General features: G+C 58.4%; 20 protein-coding genes and 1 tRNA gene. 10 read left to right on the top strand and 11 right to left on the bottom strand.

From position 1 onward, the window contains the following. Window positions 1-168 precede the first annotated feature (168 nt). Complete coding sequence (gene dksA / locus AC07ED_RS07720; RefSeq protein WP_067549703.1) at window positions 169-591, top strand: RNA polymerase-binding protein DksA; 423 nt, start codon at window positions 169-171, stop codon at window positions 589-591. Between the two features lie 3 nt (window positions 592-594). Continuing rightward, window positions 595-1,752 (top strand): FAD-dependent monooxygenase, encoded by a 1,158-nt coding sequence (locus tag AC07ED_RS07715; protein ID WP_105235272.1) that lies wholly within the window; start codon window positions 595-597, stop codon window positions 1,750-1,752. Here the strand turns inward: AC07ED_RS07715 and xth are convergent. Then, window positions 1,749-2,531, bottom strand: coding sequence for an exodeoxyribonuclease III (xth, locus tag AC07ED_RS07710; RefSeq protein ID WP_105235271.1), 783 nt, complete (start codon window positions 2,529-2,531; stop codon window positions 1,749-1,751). The two genes, AC07ED_RS07715 and xth, sit on opposite strands and share 4 nt — an antisense overlap. A 60-nt stretch (window positions 2,532-2,591) precedes the next feature. Further along, on the bottom strand, window positions 2,592-2,918 hold the full coding sequence (locus AC07ED_RS07705; RefSeq protein WP_067548831.1) for a HesB/IscA family protein: 327 nt from the start codon (window positions 2,916-2,918) through the stop codon (window positions 2,592-2,594). Between the two features lie 74 nt (window positions 2,919-2,992). On the opposite strand from AC07ED_RS07705, the gene AC07ED_RS07700 reads away from it, so the two are divergent. After that, window positions 2,993-4,168 (top strand): deoxyguanosinetriphosphate triphosphohydrolase, encoded by a 1,176-nt coding sequence (locus AC07ED_RS07700; RefSeq protein ID WP_105235270.1) that lies wholly within the window; start codon window positions 2,993-2,995, stop codon window positions 4,166-4,168. After that, window positions 4,158-6,017, top strand: coding sequence for a cation:proton antiporter (locus tag AC07ED_RS07695; RefSeq protein ID WP_105235269.1), 1,860 nt, complete (start codon window positions 4,158-4,160; stop codon window positions 6,015-6,017). The genes AC07ED_RS07700 and AC07ED_RS07695 overlap by 11 nt, the downstream gene beginning before the upstream one ends. On the opposite strand, the gene AC07ED_RS07690 is transcribed toward AC07ED_RS07695, so the two are convergent. After that, entirely contained in the window at window positions 6,006-7,079 is a 1,074-nt protein-coding gene (locus AC07ED_RS07690) for a hypothetical protein (protein WP_105235268.1), read from the bottom strand. The two genes, AC07ED_RS07695 and AC07ED_RS07690, sit on opposite strands and share 12 nt — an antisense overlap. Window positions 7,080-7,188: 109 nt before the next feature. Here AC07ED_RS07690 and argS point away from each other — a divergent pair, with 109 nt between their 5' ends. From argS to AC07ED_RS07660, 6 genes are all read left to right on the top strand, one after another. Further along, a complete protein-coding gene (gene argS, locus AC07ED_RS07685) occupies window positions 7,189-8,931 on the top strand; it encodes an arginine--tRNA ligase (RefSeq protein WP_105235267.1) in 1,743 nt (580 codons plus the stop codon). A gap of 78 nt (window positions 8,932-9,009) precedes the next feature. Continuing rightward, on the top strand, window positions 9,010-10,035 hold the full coding sequence (locus tag AC07ED_RS07680) for an SPOR domain-containing protein (RefSeq protein WP_105236363.1): 1,026 nt from the start codon (window positions 9,010-9,012) through the stop codon (window positions 10,033-10,035). Then, entirely contained in the window at window positions 10,036-11,022 is a 987-nt protein-coding gene (locus AC07ED_RS07675) for a glycoside hydrolase family 3 N-terminal domain-containing protein (RefSeq protein WP_105235266.1), read from the top strand. It begins immediately after the preceding gene. Window positions 11,023-11,029: 7 nt separating this feature from the next. After that, on the top strand, window positions 11,030-11,830 hold the full coding sequence (locus AC07ED_RS07670; RefSeq protein ID WP_067548813.1) for a segregation and condensation protein A: 801 nt from the start codon (window positions 11,030-11,032) through the stop codon (window positions 11,828-11,830). Beyond that, window positions 11,823-12,497 carry an SMC-Scp complex subunit ScpB gene (gene scpB, locus AC07ED_RS07665; protein WP_105235265.1) on the top strand — a complete coding sequence of 225 codons (675 nt, stop codon included), beginning with the start codon at window positions 11,823-11,825 and terminating at the stop codon, window positions 12,495-12,497. Before AC07ED_RS07670 ends, scpB begins: the two co-directional genes overlap by 8 nt. 55 nt (window positions 12,498-12,552) lie before the next feature. Beyond that, window positions 12,553-12,762, top strand: a complete 210-nt coding sequence (locus AC07ED_RS07660; RefSeq protein ID WP_105235264.1) for a hypothetical protein — start codon at window positions 12,553-12,555, stop codon at window positions 12,760-12,762. A 56-nt stretch (window positions 12,763-12,818) separates the two neighbouring features. Here AC07ED_RS07660 and AC07ED_RS07655 read toward each other — a convergent pair whose 3' ends face one another. The 8 genes from AC07ED_RS07655 to plsX form a co-directional block, all read right to left on the bottom strand. After that, a complete protein-coding gene (locus AC07ED_RS07655) occupies window positions 12,819-13,175 on the bottom strand; it encodes a rhodanese-like domain-containing protein (protein WP_105235263.1) in 357 nt (118 codons plus the stop codon). A gap of 98 nt (window positions 13,176-13,273) precedes the next feature. Beyond that, window positions 13,274-14,347, bottom strand: a complete 1,074-nt coding sequence (locus AC07ED_RS07650) for a 2'-deoxycytidine 5'-triphosphate deaminase (RefSeq protein WP_105235262.1) — start codon at window positions 14,345-14,347, stop codon at window positions 13,274-13,276. 50 nt (window positions 14,348-14,397) lie between these two features. Next, a tRNA-Pro gene (locus AC07ED_RS07645) sits at window positions 14,398-14,474 on the bottom strand. A gap of 55 nt (window positions 14,475-14,529) precedes the next feature. Then, window positions 14,530-15,183 (bottom strand): phosphoglycolate phosphatase, encoded by a 654-nt coding sequence (gene gph / locus AC07ED_RS07640; RefSeq protein WP_105235261.1) that lies wholly within the window; start codon window positions 15,181-15,183, stop codon window positions 14,530-14,532. Between the two features lie 3 nt (window positions 15,184-15,186). Next, a complete protein-coding gene (locus tag AC07ED_RS07635; protein WP_105235260.1) occupies window positions 15,187-15,837 on the bottom strand; it encodes a MerR family transcriptional regulator in 651 nt (216 codons plus the stop codon). 6 nt (window positions 15,838-15,843) lie between these two features. Next, the gene (gene ihfA / locus AC07ED_RS07630; protein ID WP_105235259.1) at window positions 15,844-16,146 is read right to left on the bottom strand and encodes an integration host factor subunit alpha; all 303 of its coding nucleotides are present in this window, start codon (window positions 16,144-16,146) and stop codon (window positions 15,844-15,846) included. Window positions 16,147-16,235: 89 nt separating this feature from the next. Beyond that, window positions 16,236-17,207, bottom strand: coding sequence for a beta-ketoacyl-ACP synthase III (locus AC07ED_RS07625; RefSeq protein ID WP_067548789.1), 972 nt, complete (start codon window positions 17,205-17,207; stop codon window positions 16,236-16,238). After that, window positions 17,208-18,317 (bottom strand): phosphate acyltransferase PlsX, encoded by a 1,110-nt coding sequence (gene plsX, locus AC07ED_RS07620; RefSeq protein ID WP_105235258.1) that lies wholly within the window; start codon window positions 18,315-18,317, stop codon window positions 17,208-17,210. Window positions 18,318-18,320 lie beyond the last annotated feature (3 nt).

Raw genomic sequence — 18,320 nt, 5'->3', positions numbered from 1 at the left:
TCGTGTGACAGTATCACGACGAAAACGACCTGCAACCATTGAAGAAATTACCATTTTCGGGCGTGACACTCCTGTGCTGAGAGAGTAAAGGAGGGCGCGAGTTAGAGGGAGTGGCTGATGGCCGATGAACCCAACATGACGGCCGACAGCGCGATTAAGGGTAGTTCGATGAAAGCCGAGAATTTTCTTCCGGAAGATTACCGTCCCGCCGAGGACGAACCGTTTATGAACGAGCGTCAGCTCGAGTATTTTCGTCGTAAATTGATTGCGTGGAAAAACGACATCCTCGAAGAAAGCCGTGACACGATCACTGGCATGAAAGAGGGCACACGGAACATCCCAGACATCGCTGACCGCGCGTCCGAGGAAACCGACCGTGCGCTGGAACTGCGCACCCGTGACCGTGAGCGCAAGCTGGTGTCGAAAATCGACGCTGCGATCCGTCGGATTGACAACGGCGAGTACGGCTATTGCGAAATGACCGGCGAACCGATCAGCCTCAAACGTCTGGATGCGCGTCCGATCGCGACCATGACGCTCGAAGCACAAGAACGCCACGAGCGCCGCGAAAAAGTTCACCGCGACGACTAAGGCATGACCACCGGCGCAAATTCCGGCCGGCGGGTCGTTATCATTGGGGGCGGCATCGCGGGTCTCGCGGCCGCCCTTTGCTTTGCCCGCACGGGGGCAGAGGTTCAGGTTTTCGAACAGGCCGACGAACTGCGCGAAGTGGGCGCAGGGTTGCAGATCACGCCCAACGGCGGGGCTGTTCTGGCGGCGTTGGGGCTGGGTGCGATTGCCGATCAGCGCAGTATTTCCGCATCAGCCTTAGTGCCTGTCGATGCGATGACGGGCGAGGCGATTGGGCGGTTCGATCTATCGCGGCTCCCCGGTCATCCCTATCGATTTTTCCACCGAGCCGATTTGTTGGATCTTCTGGCCGAAGGCTGCGAACGGGCCAAAGTCAAAATCACCTTAGGCGCAAAGGCGGTCGAGGTTGGTGAAACCCATGTTCGGTTTTCCAACGGCGATACTGCAGAGGGCGATCTGATCGTCGGCGCCGATGGTCTTCATTCCGTGGTGCGTCCGATCCTGAACGGTGAGGATAAGCCGTTTTTCACAGGGCAGGTCGCGTGGCGGTCAGTGGTCAAGGTGCCCACGGCCCAGCCTGAGGTAAAGATCTGGATGGGCGCGGGCAAACACGTCGTCACCTATCCACTGGTGGGCGGGCGGATGAATATCGTCGCCGTGCAAGAGCGCAAGGAATGGGCCGCTGAAGGCTGGAACTTCTTTGACGAACCTGACGTTCTGCGCGAGGTTTTTGCCGATTGTCACCAGAGCCTCTTTGACCTCTTTGATCAGATGCAGACCGTCCGTCGCTGGGGGCTGTTCCGTCATCCCGTGGCCAAGGTCTGGCATGACCAAAGTCGTGCGATCTTGGGCGATGCGGCGCATCCGACGTTGCCATTCATGGCGCAGGGCGCAAACCTTGCGCTAGAGGACGCCTTTGTCATGGCGCGTTGTCTGGACGATGATCCGTCCGTTCATTTCGGCCTCAAGGCCTATCAATCGGCGCGGCGGTCGCGGGTCAATCGTGCGATTGAGGCGGCGAACCGCAATGCGGTGAACTACCACCTCACAGGGATCAAACGCCGCGTGGCGCATGCGGGTCTGCGGACGATGGCGCAACTCACGCCGAACCTGTTTTTGGGGCGGTATGACTGGCTCTATAACTACGATGTGACGGCTTAGGCGTCCAATTCGAGCCAAACAGGAACGTGGTCGCTGGGTTTATCCTTGGCCCGTTCGTCTTTCTGAATGTAGCAATCGACCATGAGGTCTGCGCACTGCGGTGTCAGCAGGAAGTGGTCAATGCGGATGCCGTCATCGCGGTTCCATGCGCCTGCCTGATAATCCCAGAAACTGTAGTGACCGCCGCCAGTGGTGCGGGCGCGGAAGGCTTCGGTAAAACCGAGGTTCAGGATACGGCGAAACGCGGCGCGGCTCTCTGGGCGGTAGAGCGCGTCTTCGGTCCATGCCTCTGGGCGCTTTGCGTCCTCTGCCTGCGGGATGATGTTGTAATCACCCGCCATGAACGCGGGCATCTCATCCGCCATCAGCGCTTGCGCGCGGGCATAGAGGCGCTCCATCCAGGCAAGTTTGTAGTCGAATTTTGGACCCGGTGCGGGGTTACCGTTGGGCAGGTAGAGGCCACAAATACGGACAGCCTCTTTGTCGCCAATCACGGTCGCCTCGATCCAGCGGGCCTGTTCGTCGCTGTCATCGCCGGGCAGACCGCGGGTCACATCCTCGAGCGGGAGGCGGGACAGGATCGCGACGCCGTTAAAGCTCTTTTGTCCATGGGTTTCAACGCGGTAGCCCATGTCCTCAAAATGTTCGCGGGGGAAGTTTTCGTCGACTGATTTTATCTCTTGCAAGATCGCAACGTCGGGTTTGCTCTCTTCCAGCCATTCAGTCAGCCGTTCAAAACGCGCTTTGATCCCGTTGATATTGAACGTCGCGATTTTCATGGGCTGCCTCCTGCGTTGCGCCTGTTGTCCTCGCTAGAGCCTTCAGGCGCAAGGGCTTTGTCACATGGAAAACGATGTTCCGCAGCCACAAGACGAAGCCGCATTAGGGTTGTCGATGGCAAAGCGAGCACCGATCAGTTCTTCGGTAAAGTCGATGGTGGCACCAGCGAGGAACGGCAGCGATGTCGGGTCTATCACGACTTTTTCACCAGCCCCCTCAAGGATCAGGTCATCCGCCGCAGGTTCATCCAATTCGATCTGATATTGAAACCCAGAACAGCCGCCGCCTTCAACCGCGATGCGCAGGGCCTTGCCCTGATCAGCCGCGCCGATTTCGGCCAGTCGTTCAAAGGCACGTTGGGTCACGTTGGGCGGGAGGTTGAGCATTTTCAGGCCTATAAGTTGCAGCGTGTTTCAAATATAGAGGTCCTAGGCAGACACAACAAGGCAGGGCAGATCACATGAGTGCGCCTTTTGCGACCGATCCGACGAAAACACGCGGACGTCTTTACCCCGAAGAAGAGAGCCATTTCCGCTCCCCGTTCCAGCGGGACCGTGACCGCATCATCCATGCGAGCGCGTTTCGGCGGCTGAAACACAAGACGCAGGTCTTTATCGAACACGAAGGCGATTATTTCCGCACCCGTTTGACCCACTCGATCGAGGTGGCGCAGGTCGGACGGACGATCGCGGGCACCTTGGGTCTGAACCAAGAGCTGACAGAGGCGGTCGCGCTCGCGCATGATCTCGGCCACCCGCCGTTCGGTCACACGGGCGAGGATGCGCTGCACGAGTTAATGGCGCCCTACGGTGGGTTCGATCACAACGCGCAGGCCATTCGGATCGTTACCAATCTGGAACGCCACTATGCGGAATGGGACGGGCTGAACCTGACCTGGGAAACGCTTGAGGGGATCGCGAAGCATAACGGGCCTGTTGAGGGCGAGATCCCGTGGGCGCTCCAGCAATATAACGCGCTGCATGACCTCGAACTCCACACCCACGCGAGCGCTGAGGCGCAGGTTGCGGCGCTGTCGGATGATATCGCCTATAACAACCATGACTTGCACGATGGTCTGCGGGCAGAGCTATTCAGCACCGATGAATTGGCGGACCTTCCGATCCTTCATGATTGCTGGGCGGAGGTCGATAAGAAATACCCGGGCCTCAACTATTACCGCCGCCGTCACGAAGCCCTGCGCCGTTTCTTTGGCATTTTGGTCGAGGATGTGATCGCGGTCAGTCAGCGCAATCTGGCAGAACTCGACGCTCATTCGGTCGAGGACGTGCGCCATGCTGGACGGATGATGATTCAGTTCTCTCCCGCCCTGTGGGAAGATTTAAAAGTGATCCGTAAGTTCTTGTTTACGCGTATGTATCGCCACCCAAGCGTGGTTGAAATGCGCCGCCATGTCACCGCCGCGGTCAAGGATTTGTTCCCGCTCTTTATGGCCGACCCGACCCATCTGCCGAAGCAATGGCGGAAGGATTTAGAAAATGTCGGTTCAGAGACTGACCTTGCCCGCATCGTCTGCGACTATATCTCAGGTATGACAGACCGCTTTGCCATTCAGGAACATGCGCGTCTGACCGGATCGGATATAATCGAGAGGACGCGCGTTACAAATGTCGGTTGAAGGGACAGTGGGGCAGATGGCCCCCGTGATGGCGTTCGCACTCGTTGGCGCCTTGGGGGTCGGATCACAATGGTTGGCGTGGCGGCTACGAATGCCCGCAATTGTTCTGATGCTGCTCGCTGGGATCATCGTCGGCCCCGTGTTGGGCATCTTTGATCCGTCCCGCGATATCGGGACGCTCCTCTCACCCATGATCGCGATTGCGGTTGCGATTATCCTGTTCGAGGGCGGGTTGACGTTAGAACGCCACTCGCTGTCGGACGCGGCAAAAGGTGTGCGGCGGTTGGTCTTTGTCGGGGCGCCAATGGGCTGGATTACTTCGGCGGCGGCCTTGCACTATGCGGCGGGACTGTCGTGGGAAACCTCTGCCGTTTTTGGCGGGATCATGATCGTTACTGGCCCCACCGTCATCGCGCCTTTGCTGCGGCAGGCACGATTGTCGAAACGTCCTGCGAACCTCCTCCAGTGGGAAGCCATCTTGAACGACCCCATCGGCGCATTGGCCGCCGTTCTTGCGTTCGAAGTCGTCGTGGTCGCGCGGACCGCATCGGACGGCGGGGCCGCGACGTTAGAGTTCATCACGGGCATTGGGATCGCCACGGCCTTGGGCCTCTTGGCGGGGTGGGGCGTGTCGAAATCGTTCAAGCGGGCGTGGGTGCCCGAATACATGAAGGTCCCCGTGATCTTTACCGTGCTTCTGGCCGTATTCGCGATCGCAGACACGGTGCTTCATGAAAGCGGGCTATTGACGGTCACGATCATGGGTATCTGGATCGCCAACGCCAAACTGCCATCTTACGTTGAGCTGCGCCGTTTTAAAGAGCACGCGACGGTTCTACTGGTGTCGGGTGTCTTTATCCTGCTCGCGGCGAACCTCGACTTTGCGGCGCTTGGGCGGCTCGATTGGCATGCGGGGCTGTTTGTGGTGTCGGTCATTTTGATCGCGCGACCTGTGGCGGTGTTCACCTCATTGGCGTTCACGGATGTGCCGTGGCGGGAACGTGTGTTGGTCGCCTTCACCGGTCCTCGTGGCGTTGTGCTGGTCGCGGTCGCGGGGCTGTTCGGGGAACGCCTTGCGCAGATCGGGGTTGAGGATGGCGCGGTCGTTGCACCGCTCGCCTTTGTCCTCGTCGCGACGAGCGTGGTTCTTCACGGCTTTACGCTAGCGCCTTTTGCGCGGTTCCTTGGGCTGACGGGCGGCGAACGTCCGGGGGTTATTATCGCGGGCGGATCGCGTTGGGCGACGGGGCTTGCTGAGGCGTTGAAAAAGGCAGATGTGCGGGCGCTGATCACGGACCCTAACCACATCCATTTACGTCATGCGCGATCCGCTGGCGTGCCGACGTTCACAGGTGATATTCTGTCAGAGGCTGCAGAGGATCGTCTGGAATGGGTGGGCTATCAGACGATCATCGCGGCGACCGACAACGATGCGTATAACACCCTCGTCGCGACCGACCTTGGCCCTGAATTCGGGCGGGATCGGGTCTATCAGGTGCAGCGCGAAAAGAGCGACAGTTCGCGGCACGCCTTGCCCAATAGCTTGGGCGGCAAACCCTTTGGTCCTGAAAAGACCATGCGCGATCTAGAGACGATGATGCGCGAAGGGTGGCTGTTCCGAGTTACTCGGCTGACCGAAGAATTCACTGCCGATCATTGGCGCGAAAAACGGCCTGATGCGGTGTTGATCGCGCGGGTCAGTGCGTCGGGGGATATTAGGTTCATTCGCCGCGATGATCAGATCAAGGGTGCGCCAGATGTACAGATCATCTCAATGTTGCCGCCCGGTAGTCTAGAGAGCGAAGCATCCAAAGTGCGTCCAAACTTGCCCGACGATTTACCTGCGTGAACTAAACAGGCGCGGGGCAAAGAGGCCCAAGAGGATCACCACGACCAGAACGGCGGACCCAATGCTCGACGTAAGGTGGAGAACGGGGAACTCATTGGTGGAGTCTGGCATGTGCCGCATCCCGCCTCGTTGCCCGATGGTCATCATCGGCAGGTAGGTCAGCAAGAGCGCTGATCCGAGTGCGCCAGAGTGGACCCACAGACACCACTGCGGACCCTGAGGTAATTTCCATCGAAACCAAGCGGCAAAAAACGCAAAGAGCATCAGACCGTGCTGGGCAAGATGGTTGTTGGCGATGAAATAATAGCTGCGCCCGAGGTACATATCGTCCGCCAGAGTCGACACGAGGTCAAAGGCCATGCCTGTGATCAGAACCAACCCGATGCCGACAGTCAGGTGTGGTTCGTCAGGACGCATCGGGTCGATCATGACAATCGCGAGGATCGCCAAAAGAATGACCTCGGGCACGATAAAGAGCGACAATCCAATGTCAGCGCCCGTGTGCAAACGGAAGAAATTAAAGAGACCAAAGGTCATTAGGGTAATGACCGCAAGGAGGGCCGAGCCGAGCTTATAGGGTTTCGATGTGCAGACGTTAGAGGCGCTCGCGAGGATGGTGAGTGTGAGAGCGGTCATTCGAAAGTAATCTTCGGAGAGGAACATGGCCCCAGCGGAGAAGTCTTTGATCTCTGAATAATGTTCCAGACGAAGTGGATAAATCGGGAAACTCGCAGGCCAGAGCATCGCCCCTGTTTCCCACAGCGCAAGCAGCAATTGAATGAGCGCGATGATAAGCGCCGTATTGCCCCACAGATTGCCGAGCGGTGCGCCGCGCATACCTGCGGTGAAGGCAAGGAATGAAGCCGACAAAAGGAAGAGCGTTGTCGCAAAGAGCCCGTGGACGTGGCTGATATTCTCATAGGCCGCTTTTACATCGGGTTCGCCAATCCAGCGGGTGAAGGCCATAATTGCGGGGAACGCGAGTTCGATCCTGATGTAGGACACGAGCCCGAGCGTGATTAAACCAACAAAAGCAATGAGCGAAACAGTAAAGCGTATCATGCTGAATCATCGCTTTACTGGATAGGGTTGGCAAGTGGTAAGATCGCTTGACCGTTGACCTTGGCGCATTGCGTGGTAAACCCGCCTCGAACCCGAGAAAGACGATAAAATGAACCTGTTTTCCGATATCCGTGTGCTTGTCATTGATTGCCTCGATACCCTCGTGACCGAAGGCGTGCTGCCTGCTGGTCTCGACTTTGCCAACGTTGCGGTCGAACCGCCGCGTGATGCGCTGCATGGGGACATGGCGACGAACGCCGCGATGGTATTGGCAAAACCTGCTGGTAAGAACCCACGCGAGATTGCGACGGCTCTTGTTGAAAAGCTGCTCGCGGATCCGCGGATCGACAGCGCTGATGTGGCTGGTCCGGGGTTCCTGAACATGCGTCTGGCGGCTGCGGTTTGGCCGCAGATCGTGTCGGCGGCTCTGACCGATGCGACCTATGGCCAGTCGGCTTTGGGTAAGGGTATTAAGGTAAACGTCGAATACGTGTCTGCCAACCCAACAGGTCCAATGCACGTCGGGCACACCCGTGGCGCGGTGTTTGGTGACGCGCTTGCGTCGCTCTTGGCCTATGCGGGCTATGACGTGACCCGCGAATATTACATCAACGACGGTGGTGCACAGGTCGATGTTCTAGCGCGCTCTGCCTTTGAACGTTACCGCGAGGCGAACGGCCAAGAGCCGCATATCGCCGAAGGTCTTTACCCCGGTGACTACCTGATCCCCGTCGGTCAGGCGCTGAAAGAGAAATACGGCGATAGCCTGCTCGGTCAGCCCGAAGAAGTGTGGCTCGCCGATATCCGCGAAATCGCGACCGCTGCCATGATGGACATGATCCGCGACGACCTTGCTCTGCTCGGCGTGAAAATGGATGTGTTCTCGTCCGAAAAGGCGCTCTACGGCACAGGCAAAATCGAAGGCGCGATTGATCAGTTGCGCGGCGATGGCCTGATCTACGAGGGCGTTCTGGAACCACCCAAGGGCAAACTGCCTGAGGATTGGGAGCCGCGCGAACAGACCCTATTTAAATCGTCTGACTTTGGCGACGACGTCGATCGTCCGGTTAAGAAATCAGATGGCGCGTGGACCTATTTCGCACCCGATATCGCCTATCACTACGATAAGGTGCAGCGCGGCTTTGATCAATTGATCGACGTCTTCGGCGCCGACCACGGTGGCTATGTGAAACGGATGAAGGCGGCTGTTGCGGCGCTCTCTGGCAATCGCGTGCCGCTGGACATCAAACTCATCCAGTTGGTGAAGCTCTTCAAAAACGGCGAGCCGTTCAAGATGTCGAAACGGGCAGGGACCTTTGTGACCCTGCGCGACGTGGTTGAACAAGCGGGCGCTGACGTGACCCGTTTCCACATGCTGACCCGCAAGAACGACGCGCCGTTGGACTTTGACTTTGATAAGGTGCTGGAACAGTCCAAAGACAACCCAGTGTTCTATGTTCAATACGCCAATGCGCGGATTAACTCTGTTGTGCGTAAGGCGACCGAGGCGGGCGTTGATGTGTCTGACGCCGCGCTTCAGGGTGCTGACCTGACCAAGATCGGCCACGAGGCCGAGGTGACGCTGATCAAAAAGCTCGCTGAATGGCCGCGTCTTGTTGAAATCGCCGCCAAAGGTCATGAACCGCACCGGATCGCGTTTTACCTCTATGAACTGGCTTCTGACTTCCACGGCCTGTGGAACAAGGGCAACGACGATACCTCTTTGCGGTTCCTCCAAGAGGGCGATGTTGCAACATCCCAAGCGAAAATCGCACTGATCAAGTCCGTAGCGGTTGTCATATCGCACGGATTGGGTATTTTGGGCGTCAAACCGGCAGAAGAGATGCGCTAAAGCGTCCGATTGTCGGCAAAGCAGGCAACCAAAATGGATCGTCGGGGCAGACTGAAACCCGACGGCGATGAGGCAACGATGGCAGCGTACTCAGACATGAACGCCCCGCAAAACGGGCGTGCACTCGATACGGGTAAACTCGTGAACGTCGCTGGGGGATTGGTGTCCCTCGGTCTCGTGATTGGTATTGGTGTATGGGGCTACAAGCTCGTGATGCGCGATGTGACGGGTGTTCCTGTGGTGCGGGCGATGGAAGGTGCGATGCGCACTGCGCCCAGCAATCCCGGTGGTGATATCGCGGATCACGTTGGTCTGTCGGTCAATGCTGTTGCCGCGCTGGGTGGCGCAGCTGCGCCCGAGGATGCAGAAACCCTGATGCTTGCGCCGCAGATGGCGGCACTCCCTGCCGAAGATTTGGTTATCATGCCCACCGCAGAAGCGGGCGAGGTTATCCCTGACGGTGTTGATACCCGCGCACCAGCGCCCGAAGCTGACGCTGTTGGTGTCCCGAGCGTTGCTGTGACTGACCTCTCTGCGAGCGGAATCCAACCATTGAGCGCTGATGACATCCTCGCTATGGCAGATCAATTGGCTGCGGGTGCGACACCGATGGAAGCGGTGGATACCTCCGCCGTGCCGCCCGTTGAAACTGCGATCAATGGCGTGTCCTCTGCGGTCATTGCTGACATCATTCCTGCCTCTGTCCCCGGTGTGTCGCGGTCCCCGCGTCCAATGGCGCGTCCCGAAGGTCTGAACCCGATTGCGGCGGCGCTGGCTGCGGCAGCGGCGGCGCCTGTTGCGGCACCGCGCACTGTGGCGACCGATGCAACGGTGACCACCACTGCGATCCCCGTTGGCACGAACCTTGTCCAGCTTGGTGCTTATGACTCGGTCGAGATTGCAGCCCGCGAGTGGGTCCGTTTTAACGACCGTTTCCCTGATTTCATGGCGAATAAAGACCGCGTGATCCAGCAGGCCGAACGTGGTGGCCGGACGTTCTTCCGCCTGCGGGCGATGAACTTTGCTGACCTGTCGGATGCGCGTCGGTTCTGTGCGGCTCTGACTGCTGAAGGCACAGACTGCGTTCCTGTCGTGGTGCGCTAAGTGGCGCATGGGGCGTTTATCTTCGCACCTGAGGGGGGCGAGGTAACGGATTGGGAACGCGGGTTTTTCAAGGATGCGGACCCTTGGGCCTTTATCCTCTTTGCCCGCAATATCGACACGCCTGACCAAGTTCGTCGCCTGACGAATGACCTGCGGGATACCGTGGCTCGCGATGCTCTTGTCCTGATTGATCAAGAGGGCGGACGCGTGCAGCGGATGCGCAGCCCGCATTGGCGCGAATGGTTGCCGCCATTGGATCAGGCAGAAACGGCGCGGGACGTGGCGCGGGCGTTTTGGCTGCGCTATCGGATCATTGCAGATGAATTGCGGGCTGTAGGAATCGACGCGAATTGTGCGCCGACCTGTGATGTGGCCCAGCCTGACACACATCCATTCTTGCGCAATCGCTGCCTCGGCACCGATGCTGCGACGGTCATCGCCAATGCGCGGGCCAGCGCAGAGGGGCATCTAGCAGGGGGCGTTTTGCCGATCCTCAAACACATGCCTGGACATGGACGCGGGAAGGTGGACAGCCACCTTGGCCTGCCTGTCGCGGATGTTGCCTTGGACGAAGCCGCCATCACTGACTTTGCCCCGTTTCGGGCGCTTAACGATCTGCCCTTGGGCATGTCAGCGCATATCGTTTACCCCGCGATGGGCGATCGACCCGCGACGCAGAACCCCGAAATGATCCGCCTGATCCGCGAGGACATCGGGTTCAACGGCCTTCTCATGACCGACGATATTTCGATGGAGGCCCTCAATGGCACCGTCGATCAGCGCGGGCTGGTGTCTTTGCAAGCAGGCTGCGATGTGGTGCTCCATTGCAATGGCGAGGGCGCAGAGATGGAGGCAATTGCCAACACCTGTGGTCAAATGTCAGCGACGGCAATGACCCGCGCAGAGGCGGCGATGGCCTGTCGGAAAACGCCAGAACCCGTTGACATCGAAGCGATTGAAGCCGACCTTAACGCGCTATTAGCGTAGGGACGGCATGGCCGAACAGCAGCAGTTATTCAACACCGACCGCGTGAGCGTGTCAGAGCGCCTTGCCGCCGAGGCGCTGGTTGTTGACGTGGGCGCGTTCGAGGGGCCGCTCGACCTCTTGCTGACGCTTGCGCGGACGCAAAAGGTTGACCTTCTGCAGATTTCGATGGTCGCGCTGGCCGAGCAGTATCTGGCCTTTGTCGAAAAAGCCAAGGAACTGCGGCTCGAACTGGCGGCGGATTATCTGGTGATGGCGGCGTGGCTGGCATTCCTGAAATCGCGTCTTTTGCTGCCCCCCGATCCGACCGAAGAAGGCCCATCGGGTGAAGAGCTCGCCGCGCACCTCGCGTTCCAGCTTGAACGGCTAGAGGCGATGCGAACCGCTGCGGCAAACCTCATGGCGCGGGACCAGAAGGGCCGTGATTTCTTTGCCCGTGGTATCCCTGAAGATGTCGAACGGGTACGGTCCGTGCGATATACGGCGACGCTTTTGGACCTTATGCAGGGCTATGCGCGGATCAGGACAAAGGACGAATTCCGTCCCTTTGTCTTTGACCGCGAACACATTGACACGATGGAGCGCGCGCTAGAGCGGATGAAACCGCTGATTGGCTACGCAAAAGAATGGACCGATCTGGTGATGTATATGCCAGATGGCTGGCAGGGCGACAGTATGCGGACACGATCTGCCACGGCTGCGACCTTTGCCGCAACGCTGGAATTGGTCAAAGAAGGTAAGATCGAATTGCGGCAGGGCGAAACCTTTGCTCCGATCCAGATCCGTAGGAGAGCGCCACGCGATGGTTGACGAAACTGAAGCCACACACCGCGATATCGAGACCGAAGAGGCAGAGATCAGCCTCTTTGACGCGCCGCCGATTGGTGAACAAGAGCGCATGGTCGAAGCGATCCTCTTTGCCAGCTCTGAACCTGTCACGATCCGTGAGTTGGAAGGACGGATGCCGCATGGTTGCGATCCCGCCGAGGCCATCGCCCACCTGCGCAAACGCTACGAGGGGCGGGGGGTGCGTCTGGTCAAGGTCGGGGAGGCATGGGCGCTGCGCACTGCGCCTGACCTCGGCTATCTGATGCAGAAAGAAACGATCGAAGTGCGGAAGATGTCCCGCGCAGCGATCGAAACGCTGGCGATCATTGCCTACCACCAGCCCGTCACACGCGCTGAGATCGAAGAAATCCGTGGCGTGTCCGTATCGCGCGGAACAATCGACCAGTTGATCGAGATGGAGTGGATCCGCTTTGGCCGCCGCAAGATGACACCGGGTCGACCTGTGACCTTTGTGGTGACACAAGAGTTCCTCGACCACTTTGGGCTAGAGAGCGCGCGCGACCTGCCTGGGCTCAAAGAACTGCGGTCTGCGGGCCTATTGGATAACCGTCCGCCACCTGGGATGGGGCAATTACCTGGTGAAGATGACGAGGATGATGATCAGGGCGATCTGTTCATCGAAGAGTGATGTCGTGCGCCTTTGGGTTGTGATAGGCTGTCCCTGAGGCAGTAAAGGATCAGCAATGAACCAAGATCAAATGATGCGGACGGTGATGCGCCTGTTGATGCGTGTCCTACGTCAACGCGGTGTGTTTCAACGGCTCTGGGCAAAGGTCACGGGCAATCGCAATGACACGCCAGAGGCACGGACGAGGTCCCGTCAGATCGGTGAGATGACAGGGCGGATTGGTAAAGCCACGCGGGTTATTCGTGGGATTTCGCGGTTCCGCTAAAGGGTGAGGTCGCGGGGCGCTGCCCCGCACCCCGGGATATTTTCAGCACAAAGGCATCAGGCCTCTTCGTGCAATTTTTTCCATGCATTTAGTCCGCCGCCGATGAATTTTGCATTGGTATAGCCCATGTCACGCAGGCTTGCCGCTGAGAGAGCGCCACGGTTGTAGGCGTTGCAGTAACAAAGAATGGTGGCGTCGAGATTGGTGATGATACCTTCGACGTTCATCTCCAGCTTGCCTCGGCTGATGTTGATCGAGCCGGGGATATGGGTTTTCGCGTGTTCGTCGGGATCGCGGATGTCGAGCGCGATGGCACCGCCAGCGATCAGGGCATCAACATCTTCGGGGGCGACTTCGTCTACGCGGGCGCGGGCGGCGTCGGACATGGCTTGGAATTTTTCGGTATAGGCCATTAGGGGCTCCTTTGGTTGCAGCCCCTTATTCATATATTCAAATTAATATATGTAAATATGTCTTTTGATTGGGGTCGCGAAATCGCAGCCCCAGTTGGTTATGCGCGGAAATGTTTGGAGAGTTTCAAACCCTGTCCCTGATAGTTCGATTTGATCTCGCGACCGTAGAGTTGATCGGGGAGGGCCTCCATTTGTTCGTAGACGAGGCGACCAACGACCTGCCCGTGTTCAAGGACAAAGGGGGCCTCGTGGCAGCGAACCTCCAGGACGCCACGGGAGCCTTGACCGCCAGCCTCCGCATGGCCGAAACCGGGGTCAAAGAAGCCAGCGTAGTGGACGCGGAATTCACCAACCATCGCCAAATAGGGTGCCATTTCAGCGGCTTGCATCGGCGGGATGGTGACGGCCTCGCGGCTGACGAGGATGTAGAAAGCACCCGGATCGAGGATGATCTTGCGGTCTTTTGTGTGCACTTCTTCCCAGTATTCGCCGGGGTCATAGTGGTTCAGGAGGTCCAGATCGATCACGCCCGTATGCGGCTTTGCACGGTAACCGACGAGGGTGCCAGATGCAGGGGCGAGGTCGACGGAAAAGCCCAGACCGTCGTCGATCACCGCCTCACCGTTTACCAGCGGGGTCTCAGTGTGTAGCGTGCGGAGCTCTTCGTCCGACAGCACGGCTTGACCTGCGCGGAAGCGGATCTGGTTCAGGCGCATCCCTGGACGGACAAGGACCGAGAAAGAGCGCGGGCAAATCTCAGCGTAGAGCGGACCCGTATAACCGAGCGCGATACGGTCAAATTCAACGCCGCCATCAGTGATCGTGCGGGTCAGAAGATCAAGGCGACCTGTGGAGGATTTCGCGTTGGCGACGGCTTGGATGCCATCGGGCAGGGCGAGGCTCTCCATCAAGGGGACGACGTAGACGCAGCCTTTTTCGAGAACGGCGCCATTCGTGAGGTCCACGCGGTGCATTTCAAATTCAGAGAGGCGATCGGCCACGGTACGACCTTCGCCCGCAAGGAACGAGGCGCGGACACGGTAGGCCACTGTGCCGAGGCGCAAGTCGAGGCTCGCAGGTTGGATTTGTCCGTCTACGTAGTCAGTCGTCGCCGTGATCGCGCCCGATTGCATCAGGTCACGGATACGTTGGCTGGGCAGTACACCGGTCATCTTTGCCTCCCATAGCAAAACGCCCGCCCAGAGCGGGCGGGCGATTTTGTTGGTCGGGCTAGCAGGACTCGAACCTGCGACCTTCCGTCCCCCAGACGGACGCGCTACCAGGCTGCGCTATAGCCCGACGTGGAGGCCTAAATACCCGATTTGCCGATAAGGGCAAGGGGCAAGGCCACGAATTATTGCAGCGAGGCAATGATTTCCGGCAAGGCGCGAAAATCGTCAAATGTCGCTGCATGGGTGAGGTCGGAAATGGGCGCTTTGCGGTAGCCCTCGGTAAAGAGGACAAAGGGCACCTGTGCTGCGGTGGCCGTTTCGGCATCGACCTCGCTGTCGCCGATATAGATGCGGTTTGCGCAGCTCAATGCGTCGAATGCCGCGTAGAGCGGCGCGGGGTGTGGTTTGCGCTGGGGCAGGCTGTCGCCCGATATCACAACGTCAAAGAGGTCGCTCAGACCGAGGTGGTCCAGAACAGCTTGCGTCGCGGCGCTCGGTTTGTTCGTGCAGATGCCCAAGGCGTAGCCGGCAGTGCGGAGCCCCTGCAGTGTCTCGATCATGTGGTCGAACGGGATATTGCCGTCATGTGCCGCCTCGTAATGGCGCATCATTGTGCTCAGGGCGGTGTCAAAGTCATCCTCAGGCAGCCCTGCCGCCGCGATCGACTGTTTAACGAGGTTCGGGGCGCCTTTGCCGATGAACCCGCGAATCTGTGTGACGGGCAGGGGCGCACATCCCATGTCAGCGAGCATGGCATTCACAGAGCCAGAGATCGCAGGAAGGCTGTCGATCAGCGTGCCGTCGAGGTCAAAGACAAGAGCAGTATTGTGAGGCAAGGATCAGTCCTTAAGCATCCGCGCGTGGACGTCAGACAGTCGTGCCAAGAGCGGCGCGATCTTGGCGCTTTTGTTAGCGACTTTGGCGGCGTCGGCATGGGCAATCGCGGTCAGGATCGACACTGAACCCGTCGGTGCAGGTGCAGGGGCGATAGGCTGTTGGGGTGCGTGCAATGGCACAACGTTCGACTGCGGATCAAACGCGCTAAAGAGGTCGCCAATCGCAGCGGTTTCATCGCGCTTGTTCAACTCTGGGTCTTTTTTCGATGGCTTCTTGGCGGCTTTCACGGGCGCAGGTGCATCTGCCACTGGCTCTGCCACAGGGGCCTCGATCACCGGTTCTGGCGCAGGGACGGCAACAGAGGCTTCAGCCTCTGAAGTTGCACCGCTGCCAATGCCGACAACATGCTTAATGCCTTGTTCCCGCAGCAATTTCTGAGCTTCTTTGATCGACAGGCCATCACCGTGCAAAAGCTGTTTAAGCCCTGCAATCAGTTGGATGTCTTGAGGGCGATAGTAACGTCGACCGCCCGCACGTTTCACGGGTTTGATCTGGGAAAACTTGCTTTCCCAGAACCGCAGGACATGCGCGGGCGTATCTAATAGCTCTGACACCTCGCTGATGGTGCGAAAGGCGTCATGCGACTTCTTCATCGGGAATTAGCCTTTGTTGCCAGCCGCAATGCGGTCTTTCATCAAGTGGCTCGGACGGAAGGTCAGCACACGACGCGGAGAGATTGGAACCTCTTCGCCCGTTTTGGGATTACGACCGACACGAGCCGCTTTTTCACGGACCGAGAAGGTGCCAAATGAACTGATTTTCACAGTTTCATTCTGAACCAATGCGTCGGAAATATGGGTCAGCACGCTTTCGACCAGTTCTGCGCTATCGTTGCGCGACAGGCCCACTTCAGCGTGGACAGCTTCGGCCAGATCCATACGTGTCAGTGTTTTTTCAGACATCTCATCCCCCTGAGGTTTTCAGAAGCTTAGGCAGAGCGCAATTTAGGAGTCAATAACAACGACTTGCAGATCGCAGTTTCAGCGGCTCTTTACCACCGTACGACGACTGAACCCCAAGCGAGTCCGCCACCGATGGCTTCGGTGACGACCAGATCGCCTTGTTTGATCTGTCCGTTTGCCACGCCAACCGACAGTGCGAGAGGAATCGAGGCCGCCGAGGTGTTGCCGTGATCCTGAACGGTCACAACAACGCGGTCCATGCCAACGCCCAGCTTTTTCGCGGTCGATTGAATGATACGGATGTTCGCTTGATGCGGCACAACCCAATCCACATCGTCAGAGCCGAGGCCGACCTTATCCAAGGCGGTATGCGCGGTCTGAGCGAGTTTTTCGACGGCATGGCGGAAGACTTCTTTGCCTTCCATGCGCAGAACGCCCGTCGATTGGGTCGACACGCCACCATCCACATAGAGGAGGTCACGGTAGCTGCCGTCAGAATTCAAATCGGTCGAGAGGATGCCACGATCATCGGTCGACCCGGTGCCCTCTTGGGCCTCAAGGATCAATGCGCCAGCACCATCGCCAAAGAGAACGCAGGTGCCGCGATCTTGCCAATCCATGATGCGGCTAAAGGTTTCGGCGCCAATAACCAGCACGCGTTTTGCAGAACCTGCCTGAATCAGTGCGTTCGCATTAGTCAGGGCAAAGACGAAGCCAGCGCAGACCGCTTGAAGGTCAAAGGCAAAGCCACGGGTGTTGCCGATGTTGTGCTGCACCATAGTTGCTGCCGACGGGAAGGTCAGATCAGCGGTCGAGGTCGCCAGAACAATCGCGTCGATGTCATTGCCCGTAAGACCCGCGTTTTCCAGCGCGGCTTTGGCGGCATTGGTGGCTAGGTCGGATGTGGTCTGGCCTTCGGCGGCGAAATGACGGCGTTCGATGCCAGAGCGCGAAACGATCCAATCGCTGGACGTGTCGAGCTTGTCTTCGAAGTAGCTGTTGGGAACGACGTTCTCGGGCAGGTAGTGCCCGACACCTTTTACAACAGCGCGTATCGTCATTTAGTTTTGCTCGCCTTCTTGGCCGGAGGTCGGGACCGGCTCACCCTCGTGGAGGATATCTTGGGGGAGGGTGGCCGCAGATGCAACCCGTGCCGCAAGTTTGTCAGCAAATCGGTTCTGACCCAGCGTGTAGGCCAGTTTAAATGCGGCTGCGTTGCCTTTGGCATCTGCACCACCGTGGCTTTTGACCACAGTGCCGTTCAGGCCAAGGAAGACACCACCATTCACATTGCGTGGATCGATCTTTTTCTTCAAACGGCTCAGCGATGTGTAAGCGAAAGCTGCGGCCAGTTTGGACCAGATCGAATGGGTGAACGATTCTTTCAGGGCGTCCGAAATCAGGCGGGCGGTGCCTTCGCCTGTTTTCAGCGCAACGTTGCCAGTAAAGCCATCGGTCACGATCACATCAACGCGGTCAGAAGGCAGATCGCCACCTTCGACAAAACCGATGTATTCGAATTCGCCCTTTTCAGCGGCGGCACCGATCAGTTCATGCGCGACCTTAAGTTCGGCACGACCTTTGTGTTCTTCGGTTCCGACGTTCAAAAGACCAACGCGCGGACGAGTGAGGCCCATGCCGTTGCGGGCATAAGAGGTGCCCATCAGCGCGTAGGTCAAAAGGTCGTCTTCGTCGGCGCGAATATCGGCCCCTGCATCAAGCATCACGTTGAACCCGTTGGGGTTCCGCGAGGGCCAGAGGCAAGCGATGGCCGGACGGTTCACACCTTCGGCCTTGCGCAAACGCAACATCGACAACGCCATCAGCGCACCTGTGTTGCCGCATGACACGGCAGCATCGGCCTCACCACTGCGCACCGCGTCAACGGTGGCAAGCATAGAGGTGCCTTTGGAATTGCGGAGAACCTGTGCGGGTTTGTCATCCATGGTCACAGCCCGCTCTGCATGGCGGATGGTGACACGTTTAGACAGGCGACGCTTTTCAACGAGCGGCGCAAGCACGGCTTCATCACCGTGAAGAATGACTTTGGCGAGCGGTTCTTCTTCGAAGAAATACGCAAGGCCCGCAACAACAGCTGCAGGCCCTTTATCGCCACCCATGGCGTCGATTGACAGCACTACGGATTTCGAGGCGGTTTTGGACGTATCCATCCC

The organism is Aestuarium zhoushanense, assembly GCF_056431045.1.
The sequence above is the reverse complement of the archived record's forward strand: the minus strand, read 5'-3'. Positions and strand labels throughout refer to the sequence as shown.

Coding starts and splice junctions, on each gene's coding strand:
- dksA (WP_067549703.1), top strand. CDS start 169: ATGAAAGCCGAGAATTTTCTTCCGGAAGATTACCGTCCCGCCGAGGAC.
- AC07ED_RS07715 (WP_105235272.1), top strand. CDS start 595: ATGACCACCGGCGCAAATTCCGGCCGGCGGGTCGTTATCATTGGGGGC.
- xth (WP_105235271.1), bottom strand. CDS start 2,531: ATGAAAATCGCGACGTTCAATATCAACGGGATCAAAGCGCGTTTTGAA.
- AC07ED_RS07705 (WP_067548831.1), bottom strand. CDS start 2,918: ATGCTCAACCTCCCGCCCAACGTGACCCAACGTGCCTTTGAACGACTG.
- AC07ED_RS07700 (WP_105235270.1), top strand. CDS start 2,993: ATGAGTGCGCCTTTTGCGACCGATCCGACGAAAACACGCGGACGTCTT.
- AC07ED_RS07695 (WP_105235269.1), top strand. CDS start 4,158: ATGTCGGTTGAAGGGACAGTGGGGCAGATGGCCCCCGTGATGGCGTTC.
- AC07ED_RS07690 (WP_105235268.1), bottom strand. CDS start 7,079: ATGATACGCTTTACTGTTTCGCTCATTGCTTTTGTTGGTTTAATCACG.
- argS (WP_105235267.1), top strand. CDS start 7,189: ATGAACCTGTTTTCCGATATCCGTGTGCTTGTCATTGATTGCCTCGAT.
- AC07ED_RS07680 (WP_105236363.1), top strand. CDS start 9,010: ATGGCAGCGTACTCAGACATGAACGCCCCGCAAAACGGGCGTGCACTC.
- AC07ED_RS07670 (WP_067548813.1), top strand. CDS start 11,030: ATGGCCGAACAGCAGCAGTTATTCAACACCGACCGCGTGAGCGTGTCA.
- scpB (WP_105235265.1), top strand. CDS start 11,823: ATGGTTGACGAAACTGAAGCCACACACCGCGATATCGAGACCGAAGAG.
- AC07ED_RS07660 (WP_105235264.1), top strand. CDS start 12,553: ATGAACCAAGATCAAATGATGCGGACGGTGATGCGCCTGTTGATGCGT.
- AC07ED_RS07655 (WP_105235263.1), bottom strand. CDS start 13,175: ATGGCCTATACCGAAAAATTCCAAGCCATGTCCGACGCCGCCCGCGCC.
- AC07ED_RS07650 (WP_105235262.1), bottom strand. CDS start 14,347: ATGACCGGTGTACTGCCCAGCCAACGTATCCGTGACCTGATGCAATCG.
- AC07ED_RS07635 (WP_105235260.1), bottom strand. CDS start 15,837: ATGAAGAAGTCGCATGACGCCTTTCGCACCATCAGCGAGGTGTCAGAG.
- ihfA (WP_105235259.1), bottom strand. CDS start 16,146: ATGTCTGAAAAAACACTGACACGTATGGATCTGGCCGAAGCTGTCCAC.
- AC07ED_RS07625 (WP_067548789.1), bottom strand. CDS start 17,207: ATGACGATACGCGCTGTTGTAAAAGGTGTCGGGCACTACCTGCCCGAG.
- plsX (WP_105235258.1), bottom strand. CDS start 18,317: ATGGATACGTCCAAAACCGCCTCGAAATCCGTAGTGCTGTCAATCGAC.